Annotated in this window: 26 protein-coding genes and 1 riboswitch; of the genes, 25 read left to right on the top strand and 1 reads right to left on the bottom strand. The window is 74.2% G+C overall.

Features of this window, described 5'->3' with window-relative positions; genetic code table 11:
* The 18 genes from ACYVDA_RS16250 (at position 1) to ACYVDA_RS16165 (ending at position 19,614) form a co-directional block, all read left to right on the top strand.
* Complete coding sequence (locus ACYVDA_RS16250; RefSeq protein WP_460819483.1) at positions 1 to 558, top strand: cyclodeaminase/cyclohydrolase family protein; 558 nt, start codon at positions 1 to 3, stop codon at positions 556 to 558.
* A complete protein-coding gene (locus ACYVDA_RS16245; protein ID WP_460819482.1) occupies positions 558 to 2,237 on the top strand; it encodes a formate--tetrahydrofolate ligase in 1,680 nt (559 codons plus the stop codon). The genes ACYVDA_RS16250 and ACYVDA_RS16245 overlap by 1 nt, the downstream gene beginning before the upstream one ends.
* A 46-nt stretch (positions 2,238 to 2,283) precedes the next feature.
* Entirely contained in the window at positions 2,284 to 2,559 is a 276-nt protein-coding gene (locus ACYVDA_RS16240) for a hypothetical protein (protein WP_460819481.1), read from the top strand.
* 196 nt (positions 2,560 to 2,755) lie between these two features.
* Positions 2,756 to 3,910 carry a glutamine-hydrolyzing carbamoyl-phosphate synthase small subunit gene (gene carA, locus ACYVDA_RS16235; RefSeq protein WP_460819480.1) on the top strand — a complete coding sequence of 385 codons (1,155 nt, stop codon included), beginning with the start codon at positions 2,756 to 2,758 and terminating at the stop codon, positions 3,908 to 3,910.
* A gap of 1 nt (position 3,911) precedes the next feature.
* A complete protein-coding gene (carB, locus tag ACYVDA_RS16230; protein WP_460819478.1) occupies positions 3,912 to 7,271 on the top strand; it encodes a carbamoyl-phosphate synthase large subunit in 3,360 nt (1,119 codons plus the stop codon).
* A gap of 4 nt (positions 7,272 to 7,275) precedes the next feature.
* The gene (locus tag ACYVDA_RS16225) at positions 7,276 to 8,367 is read left to right on the top strand and encodes a quinone-dependent dihydroorotate dehydrogenase (protein WP_460819475.1); all 1,092 of its coding nucleotides are present in this window, start codon (positions 7,276 to 7,278) and stop codon (positions 8,365 to 8,367) included.
* Positions 8,364 to 9,224, top strand: a complete 861-nt coding sequence (pyrF, locus tag ACYVDA_RS16220) for an orotidine-5'-phosphate decarboxylase (protein ID WP_460819473.1) — start codon at positions 8,364 to 8,366, stop codon at positions 9,222 to 9,224. The genes ACYVDA_RS16225 and pyrF overlap by 4 nt, the downstream gene beginning before the upstream one ends.
* The gene (locus tag ACYVDA_RS16215) at positions 9,221 to 9,670 is read left to right on the top strand and encodes a hypothetical protein (protein ID WP_460819471.1); all 450 of its coding nucleotides are present in this window, start codon (positions 9,221 to 9,223) and stop codon (positions 9,668 to 9,670) included. The genes pyrF and ACYVDA_RS16215 overlap by 4 nt, the downstream gene beginning before the upstream one ends.
* 167 nt (positions 9,671 to 9,837) lie before the next feature.
* Positions 9,838 to 10,155, top strand: coding sequence for an integration host factor, actinobacterial type (gene mihF, locus ACYVDA_RS16210; protein ID WP_460819470.1), 318 nt, complete (start codon positions 9,838 to 9,840; stop codon positions 10,153 to 10,155).
* A complete protein-coding gene (gmk, locus tag ACYVDA_RS16205; RefSeq protein ID WP_460819469.1) occupies positions 10,152 to 10,730 on the top strand; it encodes a guanylate kinase in 579 nt (192 codons plus the stop codon). The genes mihF and gmk overlap by 4 nt, the downstream gene beginning before the upstream one ends.
* A 52-nt stretch (positions 10,731 to 10,782) precedes the next feature.
* Complete coding sequence (rpoZ, locus tag ACYVDA_RS16200) at positions 10,783 to 11,130, top strand: DNA-directed RNA polymerase subunit omega (RefSeq protein ID WP_460819468.1); 348 nt, start codon at positions 10,783 to 10,785, stop codon at positions 11,128 to 11,130.
* Between the two features lie 22 nt (positions 11,131 to 11,152).
* Positions 11,153 to 12,412, top strand: a complete 1,260-nt coding sequence (gene coaBC, locus ACYVDA_RS16195; protein ID WP_460819467.1) for a bifunctional phosphopantothenoylcysteine decarboxylase/phosphopantothenate--cysteine ligase CoaBC — start codon at positions 11,153 to 11,155, stop codon at positions 12,410 to 12,412.
* A 107-nt stretch (positions 12,413 to 12,519) separates the two neighbouring features.
* On the top strand, positions 12,520 to 13,722 hold the full coding sequence (metK, locus tag ACYVDA_RS16190; RefSeq protein WP_460819466.1) for a methionine adenosyltransferase: 1,203 nt from the start codon (positions 12,520 to 12,522) through the stop codon (positions 13,720 to 13,722).
* Positions 13,723 to 14,011: 289 nt separating this feature from the next.
* On the top strand, positions 14,012 to 16,099 hold the full coding sequence (locus ACYVDA_RS16185; RefSeq protein ID WP_460819465.1) for a primosomal protein N': 2,088 nt from the start codon (positions 14,012 to 14,014) through the stop codon (positions 16,097 to 16,099).
* Between the two features lie 86 nt (positions 16,100 to 16,185).
* Positions 16,186 to 16,728 (top strand): peptide deformylase, encoded by a 543-nt coding sequence (def, locus tag ACYVDA_RS16180; RefSeq protein ID WP_460819464.1) that lies wholly within the window; start codon positions 16,186 to 16,188, stop codon positions 16,726 to 16,728.
* Positions 16,728 to 17,669: a methionyl-tRNA formyltransferase gene (fmt, locus tag ACYVDA_RS16175; protein WP_460819463.1), complete on the top strand. Its 942-nt coding sequence runs from the start codon at positions 16,728 to 16,730 to the stop codon at positions 17,667 to 17,669. Before def ends, fmt begins: the two co-directional genes overlap by 1 nt.
* A gap of 47 nt (positions 17,670 to 17,716) precedes the next feature.
* Entirely contained in the window at positions 17,717 to 18,175 is a 459-nt protein-coding gene (locus ACYVDA_RS16170; RefSeq protein WP_460819462.1) for a hypothetical protein, read from the top strand.
* Between the two features lie 158 nt (positions 18,176 to 18,333).
* Positions 18,334 to 19,614, top strand: a complete 1,281-nt coding sequence (locus ACYVDA_RS16165) for an RsmB/NOP family class I SAM-dependent RNA methyltransferase (protein WP_460819616.1) — start codon at positions 18,334 to 18,336, stop codon at positions 19,612 to 19,614.
* A gap of 89 nt (positions 19,615 to 19,703) precedes the next feature.
* Here the strand turns inward: ACYVDA_RS16165 and ACYVDA_RS16160 are convergent, their stop codons facing one another.
* Complete coding sequence (locus tag ACYVDA_RS16160) at positions 19,704 to 20,987, bottom strand: YeeE/YedE family protein (protein ID WP_460819461.1); 1,284 nt, start codon at positions 20,985 to 20,987, stop codon at positions 19,704 to 19,706.
* A gap of 63 nt (positions 20,988 to 21,050) precedes the next feature.
* Here ACYVDA_RS16160 and rpe point away from each other — a divergent pair, with 63 nt between their 5' ends.
* The 7 genes from rpe (at position 21,051) to ACYVDA_RS16125 (ending at position 26,708) form a co-directional block, all read left to right on the top strand.
* Positions 21,051 to 21,707 (top strand): ribulose-phosphate 3-epimerase, encoded by a 657-nt coding sequence (gene rpe, locus ACYVDA_RS16155; protein ID WP_460819460.1) that lies wholly within the window; start codon positions 21,051 to 21,053, stop codon positions 21,705 to 21,707.
* A 295-nt stretch (positions 21,708 to 22,002) separates the two neighbouring features.
* Positions 22,003 to 22,128, top strand: a riboswitch (FMN riboswitch).
* Between the two features lie 69 nt (positions 22,129 to 22,197).
* Positions 22,198 to 23,322 (top strand): bifunctional diaminohydroxyphosphoribosylaminopyrimidine deaminase/5-amino-6-(5-phosphoribosylamino)uracil reductase RibD, encoded by a 1,125-nt coding sequence (ribD, locus tag ACYVDA_RS16150; RefSeq protein WP_460819459.1) that lies wholly within the window; start codon positions 22,198 to 22,200, stop codon positions 23,320 to 23,322.
* Positions 23,323 to 23,928: a riboflavin synthase gene (locus ACYVDA_RS16145; RefSeq protein WP_460819458.1), complete on the top strand. Its 606-nt coding sequence runs from the start codon at positions 23,323 to 23,325 to the stop codon at positions 23,926 to 23,928. It abuts the gene before it with no gap.
* On the top strand, positions 23,925 to 24,659 hold the full coding sequence (locus tag ACYVDA_RS16140; RefSeq protein ID WP_460819457.1) for a nicotinamide mononucleotide transporter family protein: 735 nt from the start codon (positions 23,925 to 23,927) through the stop codon (positions 24,657 to 24,659). Before ACYVDA_RS16145 ends, ACYVDA_RS16140 begins: the two co-directional genes overlap by 4 nt.
* Positions 24,656 to 25,954, top strand: coding sequence for a bifunctional 3,4-dihydroxy-2-butanone-4-phosphate synthase/GTP cyclohydrolase II (locus tag ACYVDA_RS16135; RefSeq protein ID WP_460819456.1), 1,299 nt, complete (start codon positions 24,656 to 24,658; stop codon positions 25,952 to 25,954). The genes ACYVDA_RS16140 and ACYVDA_RS16135 overlap by 4 nt, the downstream gene beginning before the upstream one ends.
* Entirely contained in the window at positions 25,951 to 26,448 is a 498-nt protein-coding gene (gene ribH, locus ACYVDA_RS16130; RefSeq protein ID WP_460819454.1) for a 6,7-dimethyl-8-ribityllumazine synthase, read from the top strand. The genes ACYVDA_RS16135 and ribH overlap by 4 nt, the downstream gene beginning before the upstream one ends.
* Positions 26,445 to 26,708, top strand: a complete 264-nt coding sequence (locus tag ACYVDA_RS16125; protein WP_460819453.1) for a phosphoribosyl-ATP diphosphatase — start codon at positions 26,445 to 26,447, stop codon at positions 26,706 to 26,708. Before ribH ends, ACYVDA_RS16125 begins: the two co-directional genes overlap by 4 nt.
* Positions 26,709 to 26,722: the final 14 nt, after the last annotated feature.

The following is a 26,722-nucleotide window of genomic DNA, read 5'->3' as shown; positions in this document are numbered from 1 at the left end:
GTGGCGCGCGACTCGCAGCAGGACACCAGGACGGTCGCCGACTTCCTGGCCGGGCTCGGCGCCCGCACCCCGACGCCGGCGAGCGGCTCCGTCGCAGCCCTGTGCGCCGCGCAGTCCGCGGCCCTGGTCGAGATGGTGGCCCGGCACTGCGACCAGGAGTCGCTCGCCGCCCGCGCCCACGAGCTGGTCGCCCGGTCGCAGCGGCTGGCGAGCGACGACGAGGCGGCCTTCGCGTCGGTGGCCGCGGCGTGGGCCCTCCCGCGAGGTGCGTCGCACGACGCCGCGCGCAGCAGGGCCGTGGAGGCATCGCTCCTGGCGGCGGCCCTCCCACAGGCCCTCGTGCTGGAGGTCGCCGCCGAGGTGCTGGACCTGGCCGAGCGGCTCGGGACCTCGGCGTGGGGCGGCGTGCGCGCGGACCTGCTCGCGGCGGCCGACGTGGCACGGGCCGCCGCCGTCGTGGCGCGCAGGAACGTCGAGTCCGACCTGCACGGTCTCCCGGACACCGCGGACCGCTCACGACTGCTCAGACGCGTGGGCGTCACGAAGGAGAGTTCCTAGTGCTGCCTGACATCGAGATCGCGAACGCCGCGTCGCCGCGACCGATCGTGGACGTCGCTCGCGACGAGCTCGGCATCGACGCCGAGCACCTGGTGCCGTACGGCCACCACAAGGCCAAGGTCGACCTGCGCCACCTGCAGTCCCTGGAGGACCGCCCGCTCGGCAAGCTGGTCCTGATGACCGCGCTCTCGCCTACACCGGCGGGGGAGGGGAAGACGACGACCACGGTCGGGCTCAGCGACGCCCTGCGGCACCTCGGGCTGCGGTCGATGGCCTGCCTGCGGGAGCCCTCGATGGGTCCCGTGTTCGGGATGAAGGGGGGTGCCGCGGGCGGCGGCTACGCCCAGGTCGTGCCGATGAGCGACATCAACCTGCACTTCACCGGCGACTTCGCCGCGATCGCGGCGGCGCACAACCTGCTGGCGGCGCTGGTCGACAACCACGTCCAGCACGGCAACGCACTGGGCCTCGACGTGCGCTCGGTGGACTGGAAGCGCGTGGTCGACCTCAACGACCGGGCGCTGCGCGAGGTGGTGGTGGGCCTCGGCGGACCGGCCAACGGCTCTCCCCGCGAGGACGGCTTCGACATCGTGGTCGCCTCGGAGCTGATGGCGATCTTCTGCCTCACCGAGTCCTGGGCCGACCTCAAGCGCCGGATCGGCGACATCGTGGTGGGGCACACCCGCGACAAGCAGCCGATCACCGCCCGCGACCTCGAGGCCGACGGCGCGATGGCGGTGCTGCTGCGCGACGCGCTCGCCCCCAACCTGGTGCAGACCCTGGAGCACACGCCCGCGTTCGTCCACGGCGGGCCGTTCGCCAACATCGCCCACGGGTGCAGCTCGGTGGTCGCCACCCGGGCGGCGCTGCGGCTGGCCGACTACGTCGTCACCGAGGCCGGGTTCGGGGCCGACCTGGGCGCGGAGAAGTTCGTGGACATCAAGGCGAGGAAGTCCGGGCTGCGTCCCGACGCCGCCGTGGTGGTGGCCACGGTGCGCGCCCTCAAGTTCCACGGCGGGGTCGAGGTCGCCGACCTGGGCCGCGAGGACCTCGCCGCCGTCGAGCGCGGGATGGCCAACCTCGAGCGCCACCTCCACAACGTCACCGAGGTCCACGGCGTCCCGGCCGTGGTCGCGCTCAACCGGTTCCCCACCGACACCGACGCCGAGGTGGCCCGGGTGGTCGAGCTGGTCGACGCGCTCGGCGTGCGCACCTTCCCGGCGACGCACTTCGTCGACGGCGGCGCCGGCGCCACCGACCTCGCCCGGGGCGTCGTCGCGCTGCTCGAGGGAGCGGGGCCCTCGACCTTCGCCCTCACCTACCCCGACGACCTGCCGCTGGTGGAGAAGGCCGAGACCCTCGCCCGCCGGCTGTACGGCGCCTCCGGCGTCACCTGGGACGCCAAGGCCCGGCGTCGGGTCGACCGGCTGCAGGCCGACGGGTACGGCGACCTCCCGGTCTGCGTGGCCAAGACGCAGTACTCCTTCTCCACCGACCCCACCCTGCGCGGGGCCCCCACCGGCCACGACCTGCACGTGCGCGAGGTGCGCCTCGCCGCCGGCGCCGGGTTCGTGGTGCTGGTCTGCGGCGACGTGATGACGATGCCGGGCCTCCCGGCCACCCCGGCCGCCTCCCGGATCGACCTGCTCGACGACGGGACGATCGTCGGGCTGTCCTGAGGAACGTCCCAGCGAGGCCGGTCCTGGTGTCCTAGGATCCGGCTCCATGACGACGTGGGGGACGCTGGGCGTGCTGGTGAGCGACGTGGAGAAGCTGACTCCGTTGGCGCCGAACCCGATGGAGACGGTGATCTTCCTCGGCAGCGTGGTGGCGATCGCGTTCGTGTTCTTCGCCCTGTGGAAGGTGTCGCGGCGCGACTGGAGCTGGCCGTACGCCGTCGGGCTGGTGCTGCTGTCCTTCCTCCTCCCGTTCGCCGGGCCCGTGGTCGCGGTCGTCCGGGCGGGCTGGCTGCGCCTGCGTCGGCGCCCGACCACGGCCTGACCGCTCCGCCCCACCGGACGCAAGTGGTGGGCTCGAGGACAGGTCGCCGGGTGATCGCCGGGGTGGCGGAGGTGCTGCCGCGTCGGCTCGGACGCCCCGGGGAGCGGTGATCTCCGGGGGTCGCGGCGCTGGTAGCCTCGTCCCCGTTCGGCATCCTTTAACGACCCGTCCCGTGAGGCGGAGAAGGAGGTACGGCGTGTCACCGCATGCCCGCACCCGCAGGCCCACGACCCCCGCGATCCTCGTCCTGGAGGACGGTCGCTCCTTCGTCGGCGAGGCGTACGGCGCCCCCGGCGAGGTCTTCGGCGAGGCGGTGTTCTCCACCGGGATGACCGGCTACCAGGAGACGCTGACTGACCCGTCCTACCACCGCCAGGTCGTGGTGATGACCGCCCCGCACGTCGGCAACACCGGCATGAACGACGAGGACGCCGAGTCCCGTCGCATCTGGGTCAGCGGCTACGTCGTCCGCGACCCCGCCCGGGTGCCGTCGAGCTGGCGCTCGACCCGCTCCCTGGACCAGGAGCTGCTCGACCAGGGCGTCGTCGGCATCTCCGGCGTGGACACCCGCGCCCTGACCCGCCACCTGCGCGACCGCGGCGCGATGCGCGTGGGCATCTCCAGCACCGAGACCGACCCCGCCGCCCTGCTCGAGCGGGTGCGCGGCTCGGCCGAGATGGCCGGGTCCGAGCTGGCCGGCGAGGTCAGCGTCGACACGGCGTACGTCGTCCCGGCCGTCGGTGAGAAGCGCTTCACCGTCGCCGCGATCGACCTGGGCCTGAAGGCCAACACGCCCCGGATGATGGCCGAGCGGGGGATCGAGGTGCACGTGCTCCCCGCGACCACCACGCTCGAGCAGGTGCGGGCCGTCGCCCCCGACGGGCTGTTCTTCTCCAACGGCCCCGGCGACCCGGCGGCGACGACCTCCCAGGTCGAGCTGCTGCAGGGCGCCCTCGAGGCGGGCCTGCCCTACTTCGGGATCTGCTTCGGCAACCAGCTCTTCGGTCGTGCCCTGGGCTTCGGCACCTACAAGCTGACCTACGGCCACCGCGGCATCAACCAGCCGGTGATGGACCGCACCACCGGCAAGGTCGAGGTGACCGCCCACAACCACGGGTTCGCGGTCGACGCGCCGCGGGAGGGGACCACGCAGACGGCGTACGGCGTCGCGAGCGTGAGCCACGTCTGCCTCAACGACGACGTCGTCGAGGGCCTGGAGCTGCGTGACGCCGACGGGGAGCTGACCGCCTTCTCGGTGCAGTACCACCCCGAGGCCGCGGCCGGCCCGCACGACGCCGCCTACCTGTTCGACCGGTTCTGCCAGCTCATGTCCGAGCGGAAGGGGGCCTGAGATGCCCAAGCGCACCGACATCTCCAGCGTCATGGTCATCGGCTCCGGCCCGATCGTCATCGGCCAGGCCTGCGAGTTCGACTACTCCGGCACCCAGGCCTGCCGGGTCCTCCGCGAGGAGGGCCTGCGCGTGATCCTGGTCAACTCCAACCCGGCCACGATCATGACCGACCCGGAGTTCGCCGACGCGACGTACGTCGAGCCGATCACGGCCGAGTTCGTCGAGAAGGTCATCGAGAAGGAGCGCCCCGACGCCCTGCTCGCCACGCTCGGCGGCCAGACCGCGCTCAACACCGCGATGGCGCTGGACGCCGCCGGCGTCCTGGAGAAGTACGGCGTGGAGCTGATCGGCGCGAGCATCGAGGCGATCAACCGCGGCGAGAACCGCGAGTCGTTCAAGAAGATCGTCGAGGAGCTCGGGGGAGAGGTGGCCCGCTCGGCGGTCTGCCACACCCTGGAGGAGTGCTTCGCGGCCAGCGCCGACCTGGGCTGGCCGATGGTGGTGCGTCCCAGCTTCACCATGGGCGGCGCCGGCTCGGGCATGGCCTACGACGAGGCCGACCTGCGCCGCATCGCCGGCGCCGGCCTCGCCGCCAGCCCCACCACCGAGGTCCTCCTGGAGGAGTCGATCATCGGGTGGAAGGAGTACGAGCTCGAGGTCATGCGCGACACCGCCGACAACGTGGTGATCGTGTGCTCGATCGAGAACCTCGACCCGATGGGCGTGCACACCGGCGACTCCATCACCGTCGCCCCGGCGATGACGCTCACCGACCGGGAGTACCAGCACCTGCGCGACCTCTCCATCGGCATCATCCGCTCGGTCGGCGTCGACACGGGCGGCTGCAACATCCAGTTCGCGGTGAACCCCGCCGACGGTCGCGTGGTCGTCATCGAGATGAACCCGCGGGTCTCGCGCTCCAGCGCGCTGGCCTCGAAGGCGACCGGCTTCCCGATCGCCAAGATCGCGGCCAAGGTCGCCATCGGCTACACCCTGGACGAGATCCCCAACGACATCACCACCCGCGAGGACGGCGGCAGCACGCCGGCGGCCTTCGAGCCCACCCTGGACTACGTCGTGGTCAAGGTGCCGCGGTTCGCGTTCGAGAAGTTCCCCTCGGCCGACCCGGTGCTGACCACGCACATGAAGTCGGTCGGCGAGGCGATGGCGATCGGCCGCAACTTCACCGAGGCGCTGCAGAAGGCCCTGCGGTCCCTGGAGGACCCCAAGGCGGTCTTCTCCTGGAGCCACTCCCACGTGGAGCTGGACAAGGACGCCCTGCTCGAGACCATCTCGCGCCCGCACGACGGCCGGCTGGCCGAGGTGATGGACGCCCTGCGCGCCGGCGCCACGGCCCAGGAGGTGCACGACGCCACCCGGATCGACCCCTGGTTCGTCGACCAGCTGTGCCTGATCGACGAGGTCGCCCAGGAGGTCATCGCCGCCCCCGAGCTGACCCCGACGCTGCTGCGCCTGGCCAAGCGGCACGGCTTCTCCGACCGTCAGCTCGGCCGGATGCGCGACATGAAGGAGGACGTCGTGCGCGGCGTCCGCCACGCGCTCGGCGTGCGCCCGGTCTACAAGACCGTGGACACCTGCGCGGCGGAGTTCGCGGCGGCCACGCCGTACCACTACTCCTCCTACGACGAGGAGACCGAGGTCGCCCCGCGCGAGCGCCCGGCCGTGATCATCCTGGGCTCGGGACCCAACCGGATCGGCCAGGGCATCGAGTTCGACTACTCCTGCGTGCACGCCAGCCTCGCGCTGTCGGCGTCCAAGGGCGGCGCGGGCTACGAGACCGTGATGGTCAACTGCAACCCCGAGACCGTCTCGACCGACTACGACACCTCCGACCGGCTGTACTTCGAGCCGCTGACCCTGGAGGACGTCCTCGAGATCGTCCACGCCGAGCAGCAGGCCGGGCCGGTGGCGGGCGTGATCTGCCAGCTCGGGGGCCAGACCCCGCTCGGGCTGGCCCAGGGCCTCCAGGACGCCGGCGTGACGATCGTCGGCACGCAGCCGGCGGCGATCGACCTGGCCGAGGAGCGCGGCGCCTTCGGGCGGGTGCTGGCCGAGGCCGGGCTGACCGCTCCGCTGCACGGCATGGCGACCACCTTCGCCGAGGCCCAGGAGATCGCGGCCACGATCGGCTACCCGGTGCTCGTGCGGCCGTCGTACGTCCTGGGTGGGCGCGGCATGGAGATCGTGTACGGCGACGACTCCCTGCGCGGCTACATCCAGCGCGCCACCGAGATCAGCCCCGAGCACCCGGTGCTGGTCGACCGGTTCATCGACGACGCGGTCGAGATCGACGTGGACGCGCTCTACGACGGCACCGACCTCTACCTCGGCGGCGTGATGGAGCACATCGAGGAGGCCGGGATCCACTCGGGCGACTCCAGCTGTGCGCTGCCCCCGATCACCCTGGGCAAGGCCGAGATCGACCGCATCCGCGTGGCCACCGAGGCGATCGCCAAGGGAGTCGGGGTGCGGGGCCTGCTCAACATCCAGTTCGCCCTGGGCTCCGACGTGCTCTACGTCCTGGAGGCCAACCCGCGTGCCAGCCGCACGGTGCCGTTCGTCTCCAAGGCGACCGCCCGCCCGCTCGCCAAGGCCGCCGCCCGGATCATGCTCGGCGAGACCGTCGCCGAGCTGCGGGCCGAGGGGCTGCTGGCCGCGGAGGGCGACGGCGGGGACCTCCCGGGCGACGCCCCGATCGCGGTCAAGGAGGCGGTGATGCCGTTCAACCGGTTCCGCACCCCGGACGGCCAGAACGTCGACACCGTGCTGGGCCCGGAGATGCGCTCCACCGGCGAGGTGATGGGCTTCGACGCCCACTTCGGCACCGCGTTCGCCAAGGCCCAGACCGCGGCGTTCGGCTCGCTGCCGCTCTCGGGCCGGGTCTTCGTGTCGATGGCGAACCGCGACAAGCGCACGATGGTCTTCCCGGTGAAGCGGCTGGCCGACCTCGGGTTCGAGATCCTCGCGACCCAGGGCACCGCGGAGGTGCTGCGGCGCAACGGCGTCTCGGCGACCGTGGTCCGCAAGTTCAGCGAGGGCGACGGACCCGACGGCGAGCGCACGATCGTGGGCCGGATCGCCGACGGCGAGGTCGACCTGATCGTCAACACCCCCCACGGCAGCTCCGGGGGCGGCTCACCGCGCCTGGACGGCTACGAGATCCGCACGGCCGCGATCATGGGCAACATCCCGTGCATCACCACCGTGCAGGGTCTGGGCGCGGCGGTGCAGGGGATCGAGGCCCTGCGGGCCGCCGACATCGGCGTGCGGTCGCTCCAGGACTGGGCGCGGCTGGCCGCCGAGCGTGCGGGCGAACGGACCGCCGAGCAGGCCCGCTGAGCCCGTGGGTGCCTACCAGCGCGTCTTCGACACCGTCCTGACCCGCACCGACCCCGAGTGGGCCCACCACACCGCCTTCCGGGCCATCCGCGGCGCCGAGCCGCTGACCCGGCTGGTGGGCGGTCGGGTGGCCCGGGTATCCCCGGGCACCTCGACCCGGGTCCTGGGCCTGGACTTCCCGGGGCTGCTCGGGCTGGCCGCCGGCTTCGACAAGAACGGCGCCGGGATCGACGCGCTGGCCAACCTGGGGTTCGGGTCGGTGGAGATCGGCACCGTCACCGGCGAGCCCCAGCCCGGCAACCCCCGGCCCCGGCTCGCCCGGCTCACCGCCGACCGGGCGATCGTGAACCGGATGGGCTTCAACAACGACGGGGCCGAGGTCGTGGCCCGGCGACTGGCCGGGCGCCGGGAGCGCCAGGCGCGCCAGGCCCGCCCGGCCGGCCAGCGGGTCGGCGTACCCCTGGGGATCAACATCGGCAAGACCAAGCGGGTCCCGGAGGAGCACGCGATCCTCGACCACGAGAAGAGCGCCGGGCTGCTCGCGCCGTTCGCGGACTACCTCGTGGTCAACGTGTCCTCGCCGAACACGCCGGGGCTCCGGCTGCTCCAGGCCGTGGACCGGCTCGAGCCGCTCCTGGCCGCCGTGCGGCGACGGGCCGACGACGTGACCGACCACCACGTGCCGCTCCTGGTCAAGATCGCCCCCGATCTCGACGACGCCGACGTGCTCGCCGTGGCCGACCTGGCCGTGGCCTCGGGTCTGGACGGGATCGTCGCGACCAACACCACGATCACCCGCGACGGGCTGGCCTCGCCCGCCGCCGAGGTCGAGGCCGCCGGCGGCGGGGGACTCTCCGGCCCGCCGCTCCGCGCCCGGGCCACCGAGGTGGTGCGCCTGCTGCGGAGGCGCGTCGGACCCGACCTGGTGCTGGTCGGGGCCGGTGGGATCAGCAGCATGGAGGACGCCGTCGAGCGCCTGGAGGCCGGCGCCGACCTGCTCCAGGTCTACACCGCGTTCGTGTACGGCGGCCCGTGGTGGCCGGCGCGCACCAACGCCGCGCTGGCCCGCCGCAGCCGCAGCGGAACGGCGTCGTGAGCGCGCCCGGCTCCGCGCCCTTCGGCGCCCGGCTGCACGCCGCACTGGCCGAGAGGGCACCCCTGTGCGTCGGCATCGACCCGCACCCGGGCCTGCTCGAGGCCTGGGGCCTGGCCGACTCGGTCGCGGGCCTCGAGACGTTCGCCCTCACGGTCGCCGAGGCGCTGGCCGACCGGGTCGCCGCCCTCAAGCCGCAGTCGGCGTTCTTCGAGCGCCACGGCTCCCGCGGGGTCGCGGTGCTGGAGCGGACGCTGGCCACGATCCACGAGGCCGGCGGCCTCAGCGTGCTCGACGTCAAGCGCGGCGACATCGGCACCACCGCCCAGGCGTACGCCGACGCCTACCTCGACCCGCGCTCGCCCCTGGCGGCCGACGCGATCACCGCCTCGCCGTACCTCGGGTTCGGCAGCGTGGACCCGATGCTCGACACGGCGAGGAAGCACGGCAAGGGTGTGTTCGTGCTGGCCCTGACCTCCAACCCCGAGGCGCCTCCGCTCCAGCACGCCCGGATGGACGGCGGCCGCAGCGTGGCCGGCGAGGTGCTGCGCCAGCTGGCCCGCCACAACCAGGGCGCCGAGCCCCTGGGGTCCTTCGGGGCCGTGGTGGGGGCCACCATCGCCGGGACCGGCGAGGGGGAGGACCTGGCCATCGGCGGACCGCTGCTGGTGCCCGGCATCGGCGCCCAGGGCGGCACGGCCCAGGACGTGCGCAGGATCTTCGCGGGCTGCCTGGACCTGGTGCTGCCCTCGTCCTCGCGCGAGGTGCTCCGGGCCGGGCCGGACCCCGACGCCCTGCGGGCCGCCGCCGACCGCGCCGGCGACGACTTCGCGGCCCTCCGGGCGGGTGCGCCCTCGTGAGGTCGGTGAGGGGCGCCGCGGTCGTCGTGGCGCTGACCTGCCTGCTGCCGCTGACCGGGTGCGGCCAGAGCACGGTGGACGCCTACTGCTCCAAGCTGGACGCCGACCGGCCCAGGATCGCGGCCATGCTCGACTCGGACTCGCCGTCGCCCCTGCTGGCCGACCGGCGCTTCCTGCACGACCTGGCCGACGCGGCGCCCTCGGACGTCGCCGACGAGTGGCAGACCTTCCTGGCGGCCCTGGACGGCCTCCAGAAGGCCCTGGACCGCGCGGGGGTCAAGCCCTCGCAGTTCGTCGGCGGCAAGCCCCCGGCCGGCCTGACCACCGCCCAGCGGGCCGGGATCGCCGACGCCGTGGCGCAGCTGGGCACCGACGACACCCTGGCCGCGGCCAGCGGGATCGAGCAGCAGGCCCGCGACGTGTGCAAGGTCAACTTCGGCCTCTGACGCCCCTGGTCCACCCCTTGGCCCGGCGATCGCCGGTGACGTTGGTCTCCTGAGCGTCCGCAGGTAGTGTCCCGCGTTGCAGCGGGTCCCGCCGCACGACTACGTTTGGCGGCAATCCCGACATTCCCCCCCGGCTCGACGTGCGAGCAGAAGACGAGGACGAATCCGTGGCCTTGCCGCCCCTCACGCCCGAACAGCGCCAGGCAGCACTCGCGAAGGCAGCCGCCTCCCGACGCGAGCGCGCCGAGGTCAAGAACCGCCTCAAGCACTCCGGTGCCTCGCTGGCCGAGGTGGTCCAGGAGGGCCAGGTCAACGAGGTCGTCGGCAAGATGCGCGTCAGCGAGCTGCTGCAGTCGATGCCCGGCATCGGCAAGGTGCGCGCCCGCCAGGTGATGGAGAAGCTGAAGATCTCCGAGACCCGCCGCGTGCGCGGCCTGGGCGTCAAGCAGGCCGCGGCCCTCGTGGCCGAGTTCAGCGGCGAGTGAGCCCCGACGGCCCGCGCCTGACCGTCCTGGCCGGCCCGACCGCGGTCGGCAAGGGCACCCTGACGGCGTGGGTGCGTGAGCACCACCCCGAGATCTGGATCTCGGTCTCCGCCACGACGCGGGTCCGCCGGCCCGGCGAGCGCGACGGGGTCCACTACCACTTCGTGGACGACGCCGCGTTCGACCGCATGGTCGAGCATGACGACCTGCTCGAGTGGGCCGTGGTGCACCGCGGTGCGCGCTACGGCACGCCCCGGGGGCCGGTCCTCGAGGCCCTGGCGGCCGGTCGCCCCGCCCTGCTGGAGATCGACCTCCAGGGTGCGCGGCAGGTGCGCGAGCGGATGCCCGAGGCCCGCTTCGTCTTCCTGGCGCCCCCGTCCTGGGAGGAGCTGGTGCGTCGTCTGGTCGGGCGCGGCACCGAGGACGAGGCCGAGCGCGAGCGTCGCCTGGAGTCGGCGCGGGTCGAGCTGGCGGCCGAGCCGGAGTTCGACCACACGATCGTCAACCGCACGATTCACGCTGCGGGTGAGGAATTGGTAGAGTTGACCCGGTCCGGGGCCCAGGACTCCTCCTGATGCTGCCCCGTCTCGACCACAGACCCCAACGTGTGAGTGAGGCTCGATGAGCGTGTCCGGTGCCCCCAAGGGTGCGCAAGCCGTCGCCGAGGGGATCACGAACCCCCCGATCGACGACCTGCTCACCAAGACCGACTCGAAGTACAAGCTGGTCCTCTACGGAGCCAAGCGTGCCCGTCAGATCAACGCCTACTACTCCCAGCTGGGCGAGGGCCTGCTGGAGTACGTCGGCCCGCTGGTCGACACCCACGTGCAGGAGAAGCCCCTCTCGATCGCGCTCCGCGAGATCAACGAGGACATGCTGACCTGCGAGGACATCGACCCCGAGGCGATCGCTGCCGAGGAGGCCGCCGCGGCCGAGGCCGCCGCCACCCCCGCCGTCGAGCCCACGGTCGAGTGACCGTCTCCTCCAGGCTCTCTGCGTGACCTCGCCCGAGCAGGGTGAGCGGTCCCGCCCTCGCGTCGTCCTCGGCGTGAGCGGCGGGATCGCTGCGTACAAGGCCTGCGAGCTGCTGCGCCGCCTCACCGAGTCCGGCCACGACGTCACCGTCGTGCCCACCCGCGCCGCCTTGGAGTTCGTGGGCGCCGCGACCTGGGCGGCCCTGTCCGGCCGGCCCGTGGCCAGCGACGTCTGGGACCACGTCCACGAGGTGCCCCACGTCCGGCTGGGCCGCGAGGCCGACCTCGTCGTCGTCGCCCCCGCGACCACCGACCTGCTGGCCAAGGCCGCCCACGGGCTGGCCGACGACCTGCTCACCAACACCCTGCTGACCGCCACCTGCCCGGTGGTGATGGCCCCCGCGATGCACACCGAGATGTGGGAGCACCCGGCCACGCAGGCCAACGTCGCCACTCTGCGCTCGCGCGGGGTGGTCGTGATCGACCCGGCCGAGGGCCGCCTGACCGGCGCCGACACCGGCAAGGGTCGTCTCCCGGACCCCGCGGAGATCTTCGCGCTGGCCACCGACGTCCTGGCCCGCAGCACCACCGGGCAGGCCACCGGGCAGGACCTGGCCGGCCTGCACGTCGTCGTCTCGGCCGGCGGCACCCGCGAGCCGCTCGACCCGGTGCGGTTCCTGGGCAACCGCTCCTCGGGTCGCCAGGGCGTGGCCCTGGCCCGCACCGCGGCGGCGCGGGGCGCCCGGGTCACCCTCGTGGCGGCCAACGTGACGCTCCCGGACCCGGCCGGCGTGCACGTCGTACGGGTGGAGACGACGCAGGAGCTCCAGCGCGAGGTGGTCGCGGCCAGCGCGGACGCCGACGCCGTGGTGATGGCGGCCGCGCCGGCCGACTTCCGCCCCGTCGACGTCGCGGGCGCCAAGATCAAGAAGCGCCCCGACGGCGCCACCCCGCAGATCACGCTGGTGGAGAACCCCGACATCCTCGCCGGCCTCGCCGCCCACCGGTCCCGGGCCGGCCAGGTCGTGGTCGGGTTCGCCGCCGAGACCGGCGACGGGCAGGGCTCGGTGATGGACCACGCCCGCGCCAAGCTCGCCCGCAAGGGCTGCGACCTGCTGGTCGTCAACGACGTCGGCGGGGGAGCGGTCTTCGGCTCCGAGGACAACGAGGCCGTCGTGCTGGGTCGCGACGGCTCGACCACCCCCGTCCCCCGGGGCTCCAAGTCGGCCCTGGCCCACGTGATCTGGGACGCCGTCGTGGCGGCCCGGGTCGACACACCGTGAGACGCGAGTGCCGCTCGCGTGCCCTCGGTTAGTGTCGAAGGCGGCCGTGACCCGGCCCCAGATGCTCTTGACCACGTCCCGCACCACACACCGCAGGAGAAGATGAAGTGACCGGCCGACTGTTCACCTCCGAGTCCGTGACCGAGGGTCACCCCGACAAGATCGCCGACGCGATCAGCGACACCGTCCTGGACTACCTGCTCGCGCACGACGAGGACAAGAAGAACCTCCGCGTCGCCGTCGAGACCCTCCTGACCACCGGGCTGGTGGTCGTGGCCGGCGAGGTCCGCACCAACGCCTACGCGCCGGTCGCCGAGCTGGTCCGCGCCAAGATCCTCGAGATCGGCTACGACTCCTCCCTCAAGGGCTTCGACGGCAAGTCCTGCGGCGTCCAGGTCGCCATCGGCGGCCAGTCCGCCGACATCGCCGCCGGTGTCGACCACGGTCACGAGTCCCGCGTCGGATCCTCGGCTGACGAGGTCGACCAGCAGGGTGCGGGCGACCAGGGCCTGATGTTCGGCTACGCCTGCGACGACACCCCCGAGCTGATGCCGCTGCCGATCACGATCGCCCACCGCCTCTCGGAGCGGCTGACCGCGGTCCGCAAGGACGGCACGCTCGACTACCTGCGGCCCGACGGCAAGACCCAGGTCACCATCGAGTACGACGACCAGGACAGCCCCGTCCGCGTCGACACCGTGGTGCTCTCCACCCAGCACGCCGCCGAGGTCTCCCTCGAGCAGCTCGAGGCCGACATCAAGCAGCACGTCATCGACCCGGTGCTGGCGATGTTCGACATCCCCTCCGACGACCACCGCGTGCTGGTCAACCCCACCGGCATCTTCGTGGTCGGCGGCCCGATGGGCGACGCCGGCCTGACCGGTCGCAAGATCATCGTCGACACCTACGGCGGCATGGCCCGCCACGGCGGCGGCGCGTTCTCCGGCAAGGACCCGTCGAAGGTCGACCGCTCCGCGGCGTACGCGATGCGGTGGGTGGCCAAGAACATCGTCGCCGCGGGCCTGGCCCGTCGCGCCGAGGTCCAGGTCGCCTACGCCATCGGCAAGGCCCAGCCCGTCGGCGTCTTCGTCGAGACCTTCGGCACCGGCGTCGTCTCCGACGAGGTCATCCAGAAGGCCGTCCTCGAGGTCTTCGACCTGCGCCCCGCCGCGATCATCCGCGACCTCGACCTGCTGCGCCCGATCTACGCCCAGACCGCGGCGTACGGCCACTTCGGTCGCGAGCTCGACGACTTCACCTGGGAGAAGGCCACCCGCGCCGACGCCCTCAAGGCCGCCGCGGGGGTCTGAGCCCCGGGACCGACTGATCCCCGGCTAGCCGGGGATCAGTCGGGTGGTCGGCCGAACGTTCGCCCGACCACCCGACGCTCTGCCCGACCCCCTCCGGCGTACAGCGACCCCGGGGCCGGCTCGACCCCGCGCGGTCCAGTTTCCCAGGTGATGAGCCCACCCTGCCTCTCTGCCCAGGTTGCTCTGTGTGCAGAGAGGCAGTTTCGGTTCATCACCTGGGAAACCGCCGGCCCCACCGCGACTCCCCGGCCCCGGCCCGCCTGTCGCACCCGGGTGAGAGCATGCGGCCATGGGTGAGGGGGAGGAGCAGCAGCTGGAGCTGCTGCCGCCCCCCGAGCGGGCCAAGGCCGTCGCGCGCACCACGCCGCCGCCGGTGGAGAAGAAGGCGGTGCCGCGCGCCGAGGTCGACCCGGTGGCCCGGGTGCTGGTCGACGTGCCGCTGGCGCACCTGGACCGGCCCTTCGACTACGCCGTCCCCGCGACCATGGCCGCGACCGCGCTCCCGGGGGTCCGGGTCAAGGTGCGGTTCGCCGGCCAGGAGGTCGACGGCTTCGTCCTGGAGCGCGCCGCCACCACCGAGCACACCGGCCGGCTGGTGCCGCTGCGCCGGGTGGTCAGCGCCGAGCCGGTGCTCACCCCCGACATCGCGGCGCTGACCGAGGCCGTCGCGAGGAGGTACGCCGGCAGCCGGTCCGACGTCCTCCGGCTGGCCGTGCCACCGCGCCACGCGGCGGTGGAGAAGCAGGAGCCGCCGGTCGCGCCCGAGGTGGAGGGGGACCCCGACCCGGCCGTGGTGGGCGCCTACACCGGCGGCCCCGAGACGGTGGCGGCGCTGGCCGCGGGCGAGGACCCGCGCACGGTCTGGTCGGTCCTGCCCGGCGACGACTGGGCCGAGGTCCTGGCCGAGGCCGTGGTCGCGACCGCCGCCAGCGGCCGGGGCGCCCTGGTCTGCGTGCCCGACCACCGCGACCTCGACCGGCTCGACCAGGCCCTCGTGCAGCGGCTGGGGACCGGGCGCCACGTCCGGCTCTCGGCCGACCCGGGGCCGGCCAAGCGCTACCGGGCGTTCCTGGCCCTGAGCCGGGGTCGGGTGCGGATCGCGATCGGCACGCGGGCGGCGGCGTTCGCGCCGGTCCGCGACCTCGGGCTGGTGGCGATCTGGGACGACGGCGACGACCTCCACGACGAGCCGCGGGCGCCGTACCCGCACGCCCGCGAGGTGCTGCTGATGCGCGCCCAGGAGCGCGGGTGCGCAGCTCTGCTGGCGGCGCACGCCCGCAGCGTCGAGGCGGAGTACCTCCTGCGCACCGGGTGGGCCACCGAGGTCGCCGCACCCCGGGACGTCGTACGCCGACGCGTGGCCGTGCACCTGACCGGTGACACCGACGTCGACCTCGAGCGCGACGCCGGGGCCCGCAGCGCCCGCCTGCCCAGCGAGGCGCTCCAGCTGCTGCGCTCGGCGGTCCAGGAGGGGCCGGTGCTGGTCCAGGCCCCGCGGGTCGGCTACGCCACCCGGCTGGCCTGCGCCCGCTGCCGGCACCCAGCGCTGTGCGCGGTCTGCCACGGGCCCCTGCGGCAGCTGCGCGCCCACCGCCCCGCCGAGTGCGGCTGGTGCGCCACGCCGGCGCCGTCCTGGGCCTGCCCGGAGTGCGGCGGGCGGGCGCTGCGGGCCCCCGTGCTGGGCGACGACCGGACCGCGGAGGAGCTCGGTCGGGCCCTGCCCGGGGTCGTGGTCAAGCGCTCCTCAGCCGGGGAGCGGGTGCTCGCCGAGGTGCCGGACGAGCCGGCGGTGGTCGTGGCGACGCCCGGTGCGGAGCCGGTGGCCGTCGGGGGGTACGCCGCCGTGGTGCTGCTCGACACCTGGCTGCTGCTGGGGCGCGCCGACCTGCGGGCGGCCGAGGAGGCCTACCGCCGCTGGGCCAACGCCGCCGCCCTCGTGCGGGCGCCGAGCGCGGGCGACGGCGACGGTGGCGGGGCCGGGGCACCCCCGCGGGTGCTGGCCGTGGGCGACGCTGCGGAGCCCTCGCTCCAGGCGCTGGTCCGCTGGGACCCCGCCGGCCTGGCCCGGCGGGAGATCGACGAGCGGCTCTCGGCCCACCTGCCGCCGGCCTCGCGGGTCGCGACGGTGCAGGGCGCGCCCGCGGACGTGCGGCCCGCGGTGGAGGGCGCCACCTGGCCGCCCGGGGCCGAGGTGCTGGGCCCGGCGCCGGTCGACGAGCGCGACGCCCGCGAGGTCGGGGAGGTGCGGTACGTCGTCCGGGTGCCCCGGGCCGCCGGACCGGCCCTGTCCGCCGCCCTGCGGGACCTGCAGGTGCACCGCTCGACCCGCAAGCTGCCGCACCTGCGCATCGAGGTGGATCCGGCCTCGCTGGGGTGAGCGGCCCCGGCGACCGGGAGGGGTGGCCGGTCCGGTGCGCCGTCCCTCCTAGACTGGGCGGCTCACGTCGTGTGCGAGGAGGAACTGTGTCCGTCAGGCCGATCAGGCTCTTCGGCGACCCGGTGCTGCGCACGCCCGCAGCCCCCGTCGTCGACTTCGACAAGGAGCTGCGGACCCTGGTGGCCGACCTCACCGACACCATGCTCGACGCCCCCGGCGCCGGGTTGGCCGCGCCCCAGGTGGGCGTGGGCCTGCGGGTCTTCACCTGGCACGTCGACGGCGAGCTCGGTCACCTGGTGAACCCGACGCTGACCCTGTCGCCGGAGCAGCAGGAGGGCGCCGAGGGGTGCCTGTCCATCCCCGGGTTCAGCATCGAGTGCCTCCGGGCGCTGTCGGTGGTGGCCAACGGCTTCGACATGCACGGGGAGCCGCTCGTGGTCGAGGGCTCGGAGATGCTCGCGCGGGCGATCCAGCACGAGACCGACCACCTCGACGGCATCATCTTCGTGGACCGCCTGGACCGGGAGTCGCGCAAGGAGGCGATGCGCTACATCCGCGAGGCGGAGTGGTTCGGCGCCGCCCCGCAGGTCAAGGTCTCCCCGCACCCCACGAACGGGTTCGGCATCTGATGCGGGTGGTCTTCGCCGGCACCCCCGAGGTCGCCCTGCCCGCGCTGGAGGCCGTCGCCGCCAGCCGCCACGAGCTGGTCGGGGTCGTCACCCGCCCGGACGCACCCGCGGGACGCGGACGGCGGCTCACCCCGAGCCCCGTGGGCCGTCGCGCCGAGGAGCTCGGGGTGCCGGTGCTCAAGCCCGAGCACCCGCGCGACCCCGACTTCCAGGCCGCGCTGCGCGCGCTGGCCCCCGACTGCTGCCCGGTCGTGGCGTACGGCGCGCTGCTGCCGCAGTCCGCCCTCGACATCCCCGTCCACGGCTGGGTCAACCTCCACTTCTCGGTGCTGCCGTCGTGGCGCGGCGCGGCCCCGGTGCAGCACGCCGTCTGGGCCGGCGACGAGGTCAGCGGCGCGACCACGTTCCGCATCGTCAAGGAGCTCGACGCCGGGCCGACGTACGGCACCATGACGCAGACGATCCGCCCCGGCGACACCGCCGGCGACCTGCTCGAGCGACTGGCCGAGGGCGGGGCCGGGCTGCTGGTCCAGACCCTCGACGGCATCGAGGACGGCACCCTCGAGGCGCGCGAGCAGCAGGCCGAGGGCGTCAGCCTGGCCCCCAAGATCCTGGTCGAGGACGCCGAGGTCGACTGGGCCGAGCCCGCCGTCGCGGTCGACCGCCGGGTGCGCGCGTGCACGCCGGCCCCCGGCGCCTGGACGACGTACGCCGGGGAGCGGGTCAAGCTGGGCCCCGTGCGACCCGTGGGCCGCGAGCGCCTGGCGCCCGGCCTGCTCGAGGTCACCAAGAACGCCGTCTTCGTCGGCACCGCCACCGGGCCCGTGCAGCTCGGCCGGGTCAAGCCGTTCGGCAAGAAGGAGATGGACGCCGCCGACTGGGCGCGCGGTGCGCGCCTGGAGTCCGGCGCGTCCTTCGGTGCCGGGGCGGGGACGACCTGAGCGCGCTGGCGGTGCCGCCCGACCTCGCCCGGTCGTACGCTGGGCCGATGTCCACGACCGACGGTCCCGCCGGCTCCGGGCCGGAGGACCGTCCCGCGACGCCGGCCGACGTGGACGAGATCTGCGCGGGCCTGCCCGGCACCTGGTTCGGCACCTCGTGGGGCGACGTGCCGACGTGGCTGGTGCCGCACCGGGTGCGCGGCGGCGAGGACAAGGGTCGCGGGTTCGTGCTCTACCGCAAGCCGCACACGACCGCCGTCGACCCGGAGACCGGTGAGCCCTACCACGACCTCGTGGTGGTCAAGCTCGGCGACCCCGCGGCACAAGTGACGCTGGTGGAGGCCGAGGGCCCCTTCTTCACCATCGACCACTTTCGCAGCCACCCCTCCGTCCTGGTCCGGCTCTCCCGGCTGCACGAGATCACCGTGGCCGAGCTGCGTGAGGTGATCACCGACGCGTGGGCCGCCAACGCCCCGCGCCGACTGGTCCGCGAGCACCTCGGGTGAGCCCGGCCGAGCAGCGGCCCCGGCGGCCCCGGCGTACCGACGGGGCGGGCGGAGCGCGCGGACGCCGGGGCGGGCCCGGTGCCGGTGCGCGTCCCGCCGGTGGAGCACCCCGCCGGGAGCCGAGCACCGAGAAGGTCCCCAAGGTCGACTCCGCGCGCCTGCTCGCCTTCGACGTGCTGACCGCGGTACGCACCGACGAAGCCTACGCCAACCTGGTGCTGCCCCAGCTGCTGCGCGAGCGCGGCCTGGAGACCCGGGACGCGGCGTTCGCCACCGAGCTGGTCGGCGGCACGCTGCGCGGCCAGGGGACGTACGACGCCGTGATCGACCACCTCGTGGACCGCCGCCCCGATCCCGGGGTCCGCGACGCGCTCCGGCTGGGGGCCCACCAGGTCCTGGCCATGCGCGTCCCCGACCACGCCGCCGTGGCCAGCACCGTCGAGCTCGTGCGCACGCGCGTCGGCCACAAGCCGGCCGGCTTCACCAACGCCGTGATGCGGCGCCTGGCCGCTCGCGACCTCGACGGCTGGATGGACGAGCTCGGCGCCGGCCCGGACGTGCGCACCTCCCACCCGCGGTGGATCGTCACCGAGCTCGACCGGGCGCTCGCCCGGCCCGACGAGCTCGAGGCGCTGCTCGCCGCCGACAACGAGCGCCCCCGCGTGACGCTGGTGGCGCGGCCCGGCCTGTGCGAGGTCGCGGAGCTGGGCGGCGAGCGCCTGGCGATCTCCCCGCTCGCGGTGGCCCTGGACGGGGGCGACCCGGGAGCCGTGCCCGCCGTGCGCGAGGGGCGGGCCGGGGTGCAGGACGCCGGCTCGCAGCTGGTCGCGCTCGCGCTGGCCCGCGCCGAGGTGCAGGGCCGCGACGAGCGCTGGTTGGACCTGTGCGCCGGACCCGGCGGCAAGGCCGCGCTGCTGGCCGCCCTGGCCGACCAGCGCGGCGCCCGGCTGCTGGCCAACGAGCGTCAGCCGCACCGCGCCCTGCTCGTGCGCCAGGCCCTGCGCGCCACCACCGGCGACGTGGTCACCGGCGACGGCACCCGACCCCCGTGGCACGAGGGCACCTTCGACCGCGTGCTGGTCGACGCCCCCTGCTCCGGGCTGGGGGCCCTGCGACGCCGGCCCGAGAGCCGCTGGCGGCGTACGCCGGGCGACGTCGGCGACCTCGTCGTCCTCCAGCGGGCCCTGCTCGACCGCGCGCTGGAGTCCGTGCGGCCCGGCGGCGTGGTCGTCTACGCCACCTGCTCGCCGGTCGTGAGCGAGACCGCCGGGGTCGTGCGGGCCGTGCTGGAGCAGCACCCGGACGTCGTCGTGGAGGACGCCCGGCCGCTGCTCCCCGAGGCAACCGACGCCGGCTCGGCCCACCTCGAGGGCGCCGTCCAGCTGTGGCCGCACCGCCACGGCACCGACGCCATGTTCCTGGCCGTCCTGCGCCGCTGAGGGCGGGTGGTCCCGGACGATCTGGTCGGGACATGTCGGACACGGACCACCGGATCGTCAGGGACTACCCGGACCCCTCGCCGGACCCCTCAGCAGACGGAGTCGCCCGGGGCCGGGTTGCCCAGGCCGAAGAGCGGGCGCAGCCGCAGGCCCAGGACGGTGCCGAGCAGCGCCATCGCGCCCCAGAGCCAGCCGTGCAGGCTGAAGGAGGCGATCCCGTCGAAGTAGGCGCCGATGTTGCAGCCGAAGGCGATCCGGGCGCCGTACCCCATCATCACGCCGCCCACGACCGCGCCGAGCGCGAGCCGGAGCGGGATCCGGCGGTGCACCACGAAGGCGCCCGCGAGCGCCGAGGCGACCAGCGCGCCCAGGATGATGCCGAGGTCCATCACCGAGGTCTTCTCCGCCAGCCAGCCCGCGTCGAACTTCGCGGCGTTGGCCGGGTCCTGCCAGTAGCTCCACGAGCCCACGTCCACGCCGAGCACGTCGAGCAGCTTGGAGCCCCACAGGGCGAACGCGAAGGTGATGCCCCAGGCGCTGCCCGAGACCCACAGGGTCAGGGCGTTGAGGCCGGCGAGCAGCAGCGCCCCGACCCAGAGCGGCCAGGAGCCGCGGGCGGCGCGGGCCAGACCGCGGGCCACGGGAGCGCGGTCGACCGGCGGCACGGAGCCGGCGGGGGCCCGGCGCCCCACGACGTACGTCGCCGCGACGATCAGCCCGATCACGGCCATCGTGATCAGCCAGGCGCCGGGGTAGCCCCACGAGGTGGAGGCCAGCGAGATCGGGGCGTGGCGGGGCAGGTCGTCGGTCCACCAGGAGAACTGGTAGGCGCCCAGCGTGGACCCGCCGACGAAGCCGGCCAGCGTGATCAGGATCGCCGTCTGGCCGCTGCCGACGGCGAAGAGCGTGCCGGAGGCGCACGACCCGCCGATCTGCATGCCGGCGCCGAACAGGAACGCGCCGACGGTCACCCCGAAGCCGATCGGGGCCAGCGACGGGGTGGCGGCCGCGCCGTGCCAGACCACGCCGCCGGCCAGGATCGGGGCGAACAGCGTCGCCGCCACCCCGATCATCAGCATGTGGGCGCGCAGCCCGGCGCCCTGGCGCACCGCGACCAGCTGGCGCCAGGCGGAGGTGAACCCGAAGCGGCTGTGGAACAGCACGAAGCCCAGGGCCGTGCCGATGACGTAGAGGACGGCCGGCACCTGGCCCGAGCGCTGCCACACCAGCAGGCCGAGACCGACGGCGACCAGGGCGCCGACGCCGGCGACGACCACCTGGGGCGGCTTGGCGGCCGCCGACGGCGGCACCTGGCCCGAGGTCGGTCGCCGGTCGCGGGGGCGGGTGAGCGTGTCGGTGGGTGAGCTGGACATGGGGGGCGCAACGCGGTGCCGGCCCGAACTAGTCCCGTCCACGCGGCTAACCTGGGGCCCACCATGGGCCTCCAGATCACGCCGAGCATCCTCAACGCCGACCTCTCCCGCCTCGCCGAGGAGGTGGCGCGGATCCCCAGCGCCGACTGGGTCCACGTCGACGTGATGGACAACCACTTCGTGCCCAACCTGACCCTGGGGCTCCCCGTCGTCGAGAGCCTGGCCGCCCGCAGCGACCTGCCGATCGACGCCCACCTGATGATCGCGGACCCCGACCGCTGGGCACCGGCGTACGCCGAGGCGGGGGCCGGGTCGGTCACCTTCCACCTCGAGGCGGCCGCGGCCCCGGTGCGGCTGGCCCGCGAGATCCGCGCCAAGGGCGCCCGGGCCTCGATGGCCCTCAAGCCGGCCACCCCGGTGGAGGCCTGCGCCGGCATGCTGGGCGAGCTCGACATGCTGCTGGTGATGACGGTCGAGCCCGGCTTCGGGGGCCAGAAGTTCCTCGACCTGTGCCTGCCCAAGATCCGCCGGGCCCGCGAGCTGATCTCGGCCGCCGGCCTCGAGGTCTGGCTGCAGGTCGACGGCGGCGTCTCGCTGGAGACCGTCGAGCGCTGCGCGGAGGCCGGTGCCGACGTGTTCGTGGCCGGCTCGGCCGTCTACTCCGCCGAGGACCCCGACGCGATGGTCCGCGAGCTGCGCGACACCGCCGCCCGCGCCTGATCCTGCGCCCGACCCGCGCGCCCGACCCCGCGCCTCCCGGCCACCTCCCGAGACGCGCGGCGACCGCCCCTCGGACCCCGCGCATGGGTCGAGATCGGGTGGGTACACCCGATCGTGGCGGCAACGCCGGGCACGGGACCATCCTTGGGAGGGGGCTCGCTCCCGGCCCCGCGACCGCCGTGCAGACCCGGGTCGTCCGCCACGACCCGGGTCTTGCCGCGTCCGCACCGTGACGTGCCGGGTGGGGGTCACCCGCGCTGTGGCAGACTTCGACGCGTTCGAGCAGATTCTGCTCGCGTGCTCTGGGGGCGGTGAAAATCCGCACCGGCGGTGACAGTCCGCGACCCGACCGCATCCCGCGGCCGGTTGACCAGGTGGAACTCCTGGACCGACGGTCACAGTCCGGATGAGAAGAGCGCAGGCGCACCGGTGCAGTCCCGGGGCGCCGGACACCCCCGTCGTGCGCGAGCGTCGACGACGGAGGGTGGAGATGGACGTCAGCGCCGCGGAGCAGCGCGCGATGCGTCGCGCCCTCGAGCTGGCCGCGACGCCCGGCGTACCCCTCGGACCGAACCCGCGGGTGGGCTGCGTCCTGCTGGACGCCGACGGCACCGAGGTCGCCGAGGGGTTCCACCGCGGCGCCGGCACGCCCCACGCCGAGGTCGCCGCCCTGACGGCGCTCGCCGAGGCCGGCGGGTCGGCCGCCGGGACCACGGCCGTGGTGACGCTCGAGCCCTGCAACCACACCGGCCGTACGGGCCCGTGCTCGCGCGCGCTCGTCGAGGCCGGCGTACGCCGTGTGGTGCTGGCCCAGCGCGACCCCAACCCGCTGGCCAGCGGCGGCACCGCGACCCTGCGCGCCGCCGGGATCGAGGTCGTCGAGGGCCTGGCGGAGGCCGAGTCGCGCCGGCTCAACCGGGCCTGGACCTTCGCCCTGGAGCACGGCCGACCGTTCGTGACCTGGAAGCTGGCCGCGACCCTCGACGGGCGGAGCGCGGCAGCCGACGGGACCAGCCGCTGGATCACCTCGGCCGCCGCCCGCCGCGACGTGCACCGCCTGCGCGGGCAGTGCGACGTGGTGCTGGTCGGGACCGGGACGGTCGCGACCGACGACCCCCAGCTGACCGTGCGCGACGAGGTCGACGAGCCGGTGCCGCACCAGCCGCTGCGCGCGGTGGTGGGGGAGCGGGCGACCGCCTCCGACCGCCGGGTCCTCGACGCCGCCGCCGAGACGGTCCTGCTGCGGACCCGCGACCCCCGCGAGGCGCTGGCCCGCCTGCACGACCTGGGCCGTCGCCACGTGTTCCTCGAGGGCGGCCCGACCCTGGCCGCCGCCTTCCTGCGCGCCGGGCTCGTCGACGAGGTGGTCGCCTACGTCGCCCCGGTGCTGCTCGGGGCGGGCGCCCCTGCCGTGGGCGACCTGGGCATTTCCACGATCGACGCGGCGTTGCGCCTGCGGCTGGTCGAGGCCACCACGATCAGGAGCACCGACCCGCGCGAGGACGCCGACGTGCGGCTCACGCTGGTCCCGCACCGGGACACCGACCAGACCGAGCACACCGGCCGCACCGACCACACCGATCAGGCACCGACCTCACAGGGAGAAGGGCACTAGATGTTCACCGGGATCGTCGAGGAGCTCGGCACCGTCGAGTCGCTGGAGGACCAGGGCGACGCCGTGCGCCTGAGCGTGCGCGGGCCGGTCGTGACCCAGGACGCCGCGCTGGGCGACTCCATCTGCGTCAACGGCGTCTGCCTGACCGTCGCGCAGCGCGACGGCGAGCTGTTCACCGCCGACGTGATGCGCGAGACCCTGGACAAGTCCTCCCTGGGGGCGCTGGCGCCAGGCGCCCGGGTCAACCTCGAGCGCGCCGTCACCCCGAGCACCCGTCTGGGCGGTCACATCGTCCAGGGCCACGTCGACGGCACCGGCACCGTGCGCTCCCGCACCCCCAGCGAGCACTGGGAGGTCGTCGAGATCGCGCTCCCGACCGGCCCCGACGGCGCGAGCGAGCTGGACCGCTACCTGGTGCCCAAGGGCTCGATCACCGTGGACGGCATCTCGCTGACCGTGGTCGAGGTCCGCGCCGACTCCTTCACCGTGAGCCTGATCCCCGAGACCCTGGCCCGCACGACGCTGGGCTCGCGGGCGCCGGGGGAGACGGTCAACCTCGAGGTCGACGTGATCGCCAAGTACGTCGAGAAGATGGTGCGCCCATGAGCCTCCTGACCTCCCTGTACGACGCCCAGGTCAGCATCGCCGGCCACCCGATCACCTGGCGCGAGATCCTGGGCAACGGCTTCGGGTTCGCCTCGGCCCTGGGCGGCCTGCGCCGCAAGGTCTGGGCCTGGCCCGTCGGCATCGTGGGCAACGTGCTGCTGTTCACGGTCTTCGTGGCCGCCACGTTCGAGGCCGACGCGCCCGTGCCGCTCTTCGGGCAGGCCGGACGCCAGGTGTTCTTCGTGCTCACCAGCATCTACGGCTGGCAGCGCTGGCGCGCCGTGCGGGCCGCGCGCGCCGGCCACGACGTCACGTCCGGGGCGCCCGACACCGAGCACGCCCTGACCCCGCGCTGGGCCACGGCCGGGGAGCGGCTGCCGCTGCTCGTGGCCGCGGCCGCCGGGGTGCTGGTCCTCCAGTGGGTCTTCAGCGTGGTCGGCGCAGGGTTCCCGGCACCGCGTTGGTACTACTGGTGCGACGCGTGGATCTTCGTCGGCTCGATGGTCGCGACCTACGCCATGGCGCGCGGGTGGACCGACTTCTGGGTCGCGTGGATCGCCGTCGACCTCGTCGGGGTGCCGCTGCTGTGGCACTCGGGCTACTACCCCACCGCGATCCTCTTCGTGGTGTACGGCGCCCTCGTGGTCGCCGGTCTCGTGACCTGGGCGCGCGCCGCCCGTCGTGAACAACCCGTCGCCGTCGCGGCGGAGGAGCAGGAGGTGCCGGCGTGAGCCAGCACGAGTCGATCCGTCTCGACGACGTCGAGGAGGCGATCGCCGACATCGCCGCCGGCAAGGCGGTCGTGGTCGTCGACGACGAGGACCGCGAGAACGAGGGCGACCTGATCTTCGCCGCGTCCAAGGCCACCCCGGAGCTGATGGCGTTCACGATCCGCCACTCCAGCGGGGTGATCTGCGTGCCGATGCCCGGCGACATGCTCGAGCGGCTCGAGATCCCGCTGATGACGCCCCACAACAAGGACAAGCTCCGCACGGCGTACACGATCTCGGTGGACGCGCGCGACGGCGTCTCCACCGGCATCTCGGCCCACGACCGCGCGCACACCGCGCGGGTGCTGGCCGACTCCGCCACGGAGCCGTGGGAGCTGACCCGGCCCGGTCACGTCTTCCCGCTGCGCTACCGCGAGGGCGGAGTGCTGGTGCGTCGCGGCCACACCGAGGCGGCCGTCGACCTGGCCCGGATGGCCGGCCTGACCCCGGCCGGCGTGCTGGTCGAGGTGGTCAACGACGACGGCACCATGAAGCGCGCCCCCGAGCTGCGTGCCTTCGCCGACGAGCACGGCCTGAAGATGATCTCGATCGAGCAGATGGTCCACCACCGTCGCCGCACCGAGAACCACGTCGTGCGCGTCGCCCGCACCGTGCTGCCCACCCGGCACGGCGACTTCACCGCCTTCGGCTACCGGATCACCGTCGACGGCAGCGAGCACGTCGCGCTCGTCTACGGCGACCCCGAGGCGCTCACCGACGGCACCCCGGTGCTCACCCGGGTGCACAGCGAGTGCCTGACCGGCGACGTCTTCGGCTCCGAGCGGTGCGACTGCGGGCCGCAGCTGGACGAGGCGATGGACCTGATCGTCGCCGAGGGCCGGGGCGTGGTGGTCTACCTGCGCGGCCACGAGGGCCGGGGGATCGGGCTGCTGGCCAAGCTGCGCGCCTACGAGCTGCAGGACCACGGTCGCGACACCGTGGACGCCAACCTCGACCTCGGGCTGCCCGCGGACGCGCGCCACTACGGCGCCGCGACCCAGGTGCTGCGCGACCTCGGGGTGAGCACCGTCCGGCTGCTGACCAACAACCCCGAGAAGACCCGCAGCCTGGAGGCCTACGGCATCCCGGTGGCCGAGCGGGTCGCCCTGACGCCGCGGCCCAACGGGCACAACCTGGCCTACCTGACCACCAAGCGCGACCGGATGGGCCACCAGCTCGACGGCCTGCCCGAGTCGATCGACCCGGCGCACCCCCTCAGCGACCACCTCACCGACACCGAAGGAGCCGGCCGATGAGCGGTCACGGCAGCCCCACCGACCACCCGATCGACTCCTCGCACCTGCGCGTCGCCGTCGTGGCCAGCAGCTGGCACGACCAGGTGATGGGCGGCCTGGTCGCCGGCGCCGAGCGGGCCCTGGCGGCGTACGCCGTGGGCGAGCACCGCGTCGTGCACGTCCCCGGCTCCTTCGAGCTGCCGGTGGTCGCCCGCGCGCTGGCCACGTCGTACGACGCCGTGGTCGCGCTGGGCGTCGTGATCCGCGGCGGCACCCCGCACTTCGAGTACGTCTGCTCCGCCGCGACCGACGGGCTGGCCCGCGTCGCCCTGGAGACTGGCACCCCGGTCGGCTTCGGCCTGCTGACCTGCGACACCGAGCAGCAGGCCCTGGACCGCGCCGGGCTCGAGGGATCGGCCGAGGACAAGGGCTACGAGGCGACCGCCGCGGCCCTGGTCACCGCCCACACCCTGCGGGACCTGGCCGGCGCCGCGACGCCTAACCTAGAGGCGTGAAGACGTTCGAGGAGCTCTGGACCGAGCTTGGCGAGAAGGCCCGCACCCGGCCCGCGGGCTCGGGCACCGTGGCCGAGCTCGACGCCGGGGTGCACACCATCGGCAAGAAGCTGGTCGAGGAGGCCGCCGAGTCCTGGATGGCCGCCGAGCACGAGGGTCCCGAGCGCACGGCCGAGGAGCTCAGCCAGCTGCTCTACCACGCGCAGGTGATGATGCTGGCCGCCGGCATCTCGCTCGACGACGTCTACGCCCACCTGTAGGGGGATCAGCCACG

This window comes from Nocardioides korecus, assembly GCF_054778395.1.
Note: the sequence above shows the minus strand (reverse complement) of the source record. Positions and strands in the feature narration are given on the sequence as shown.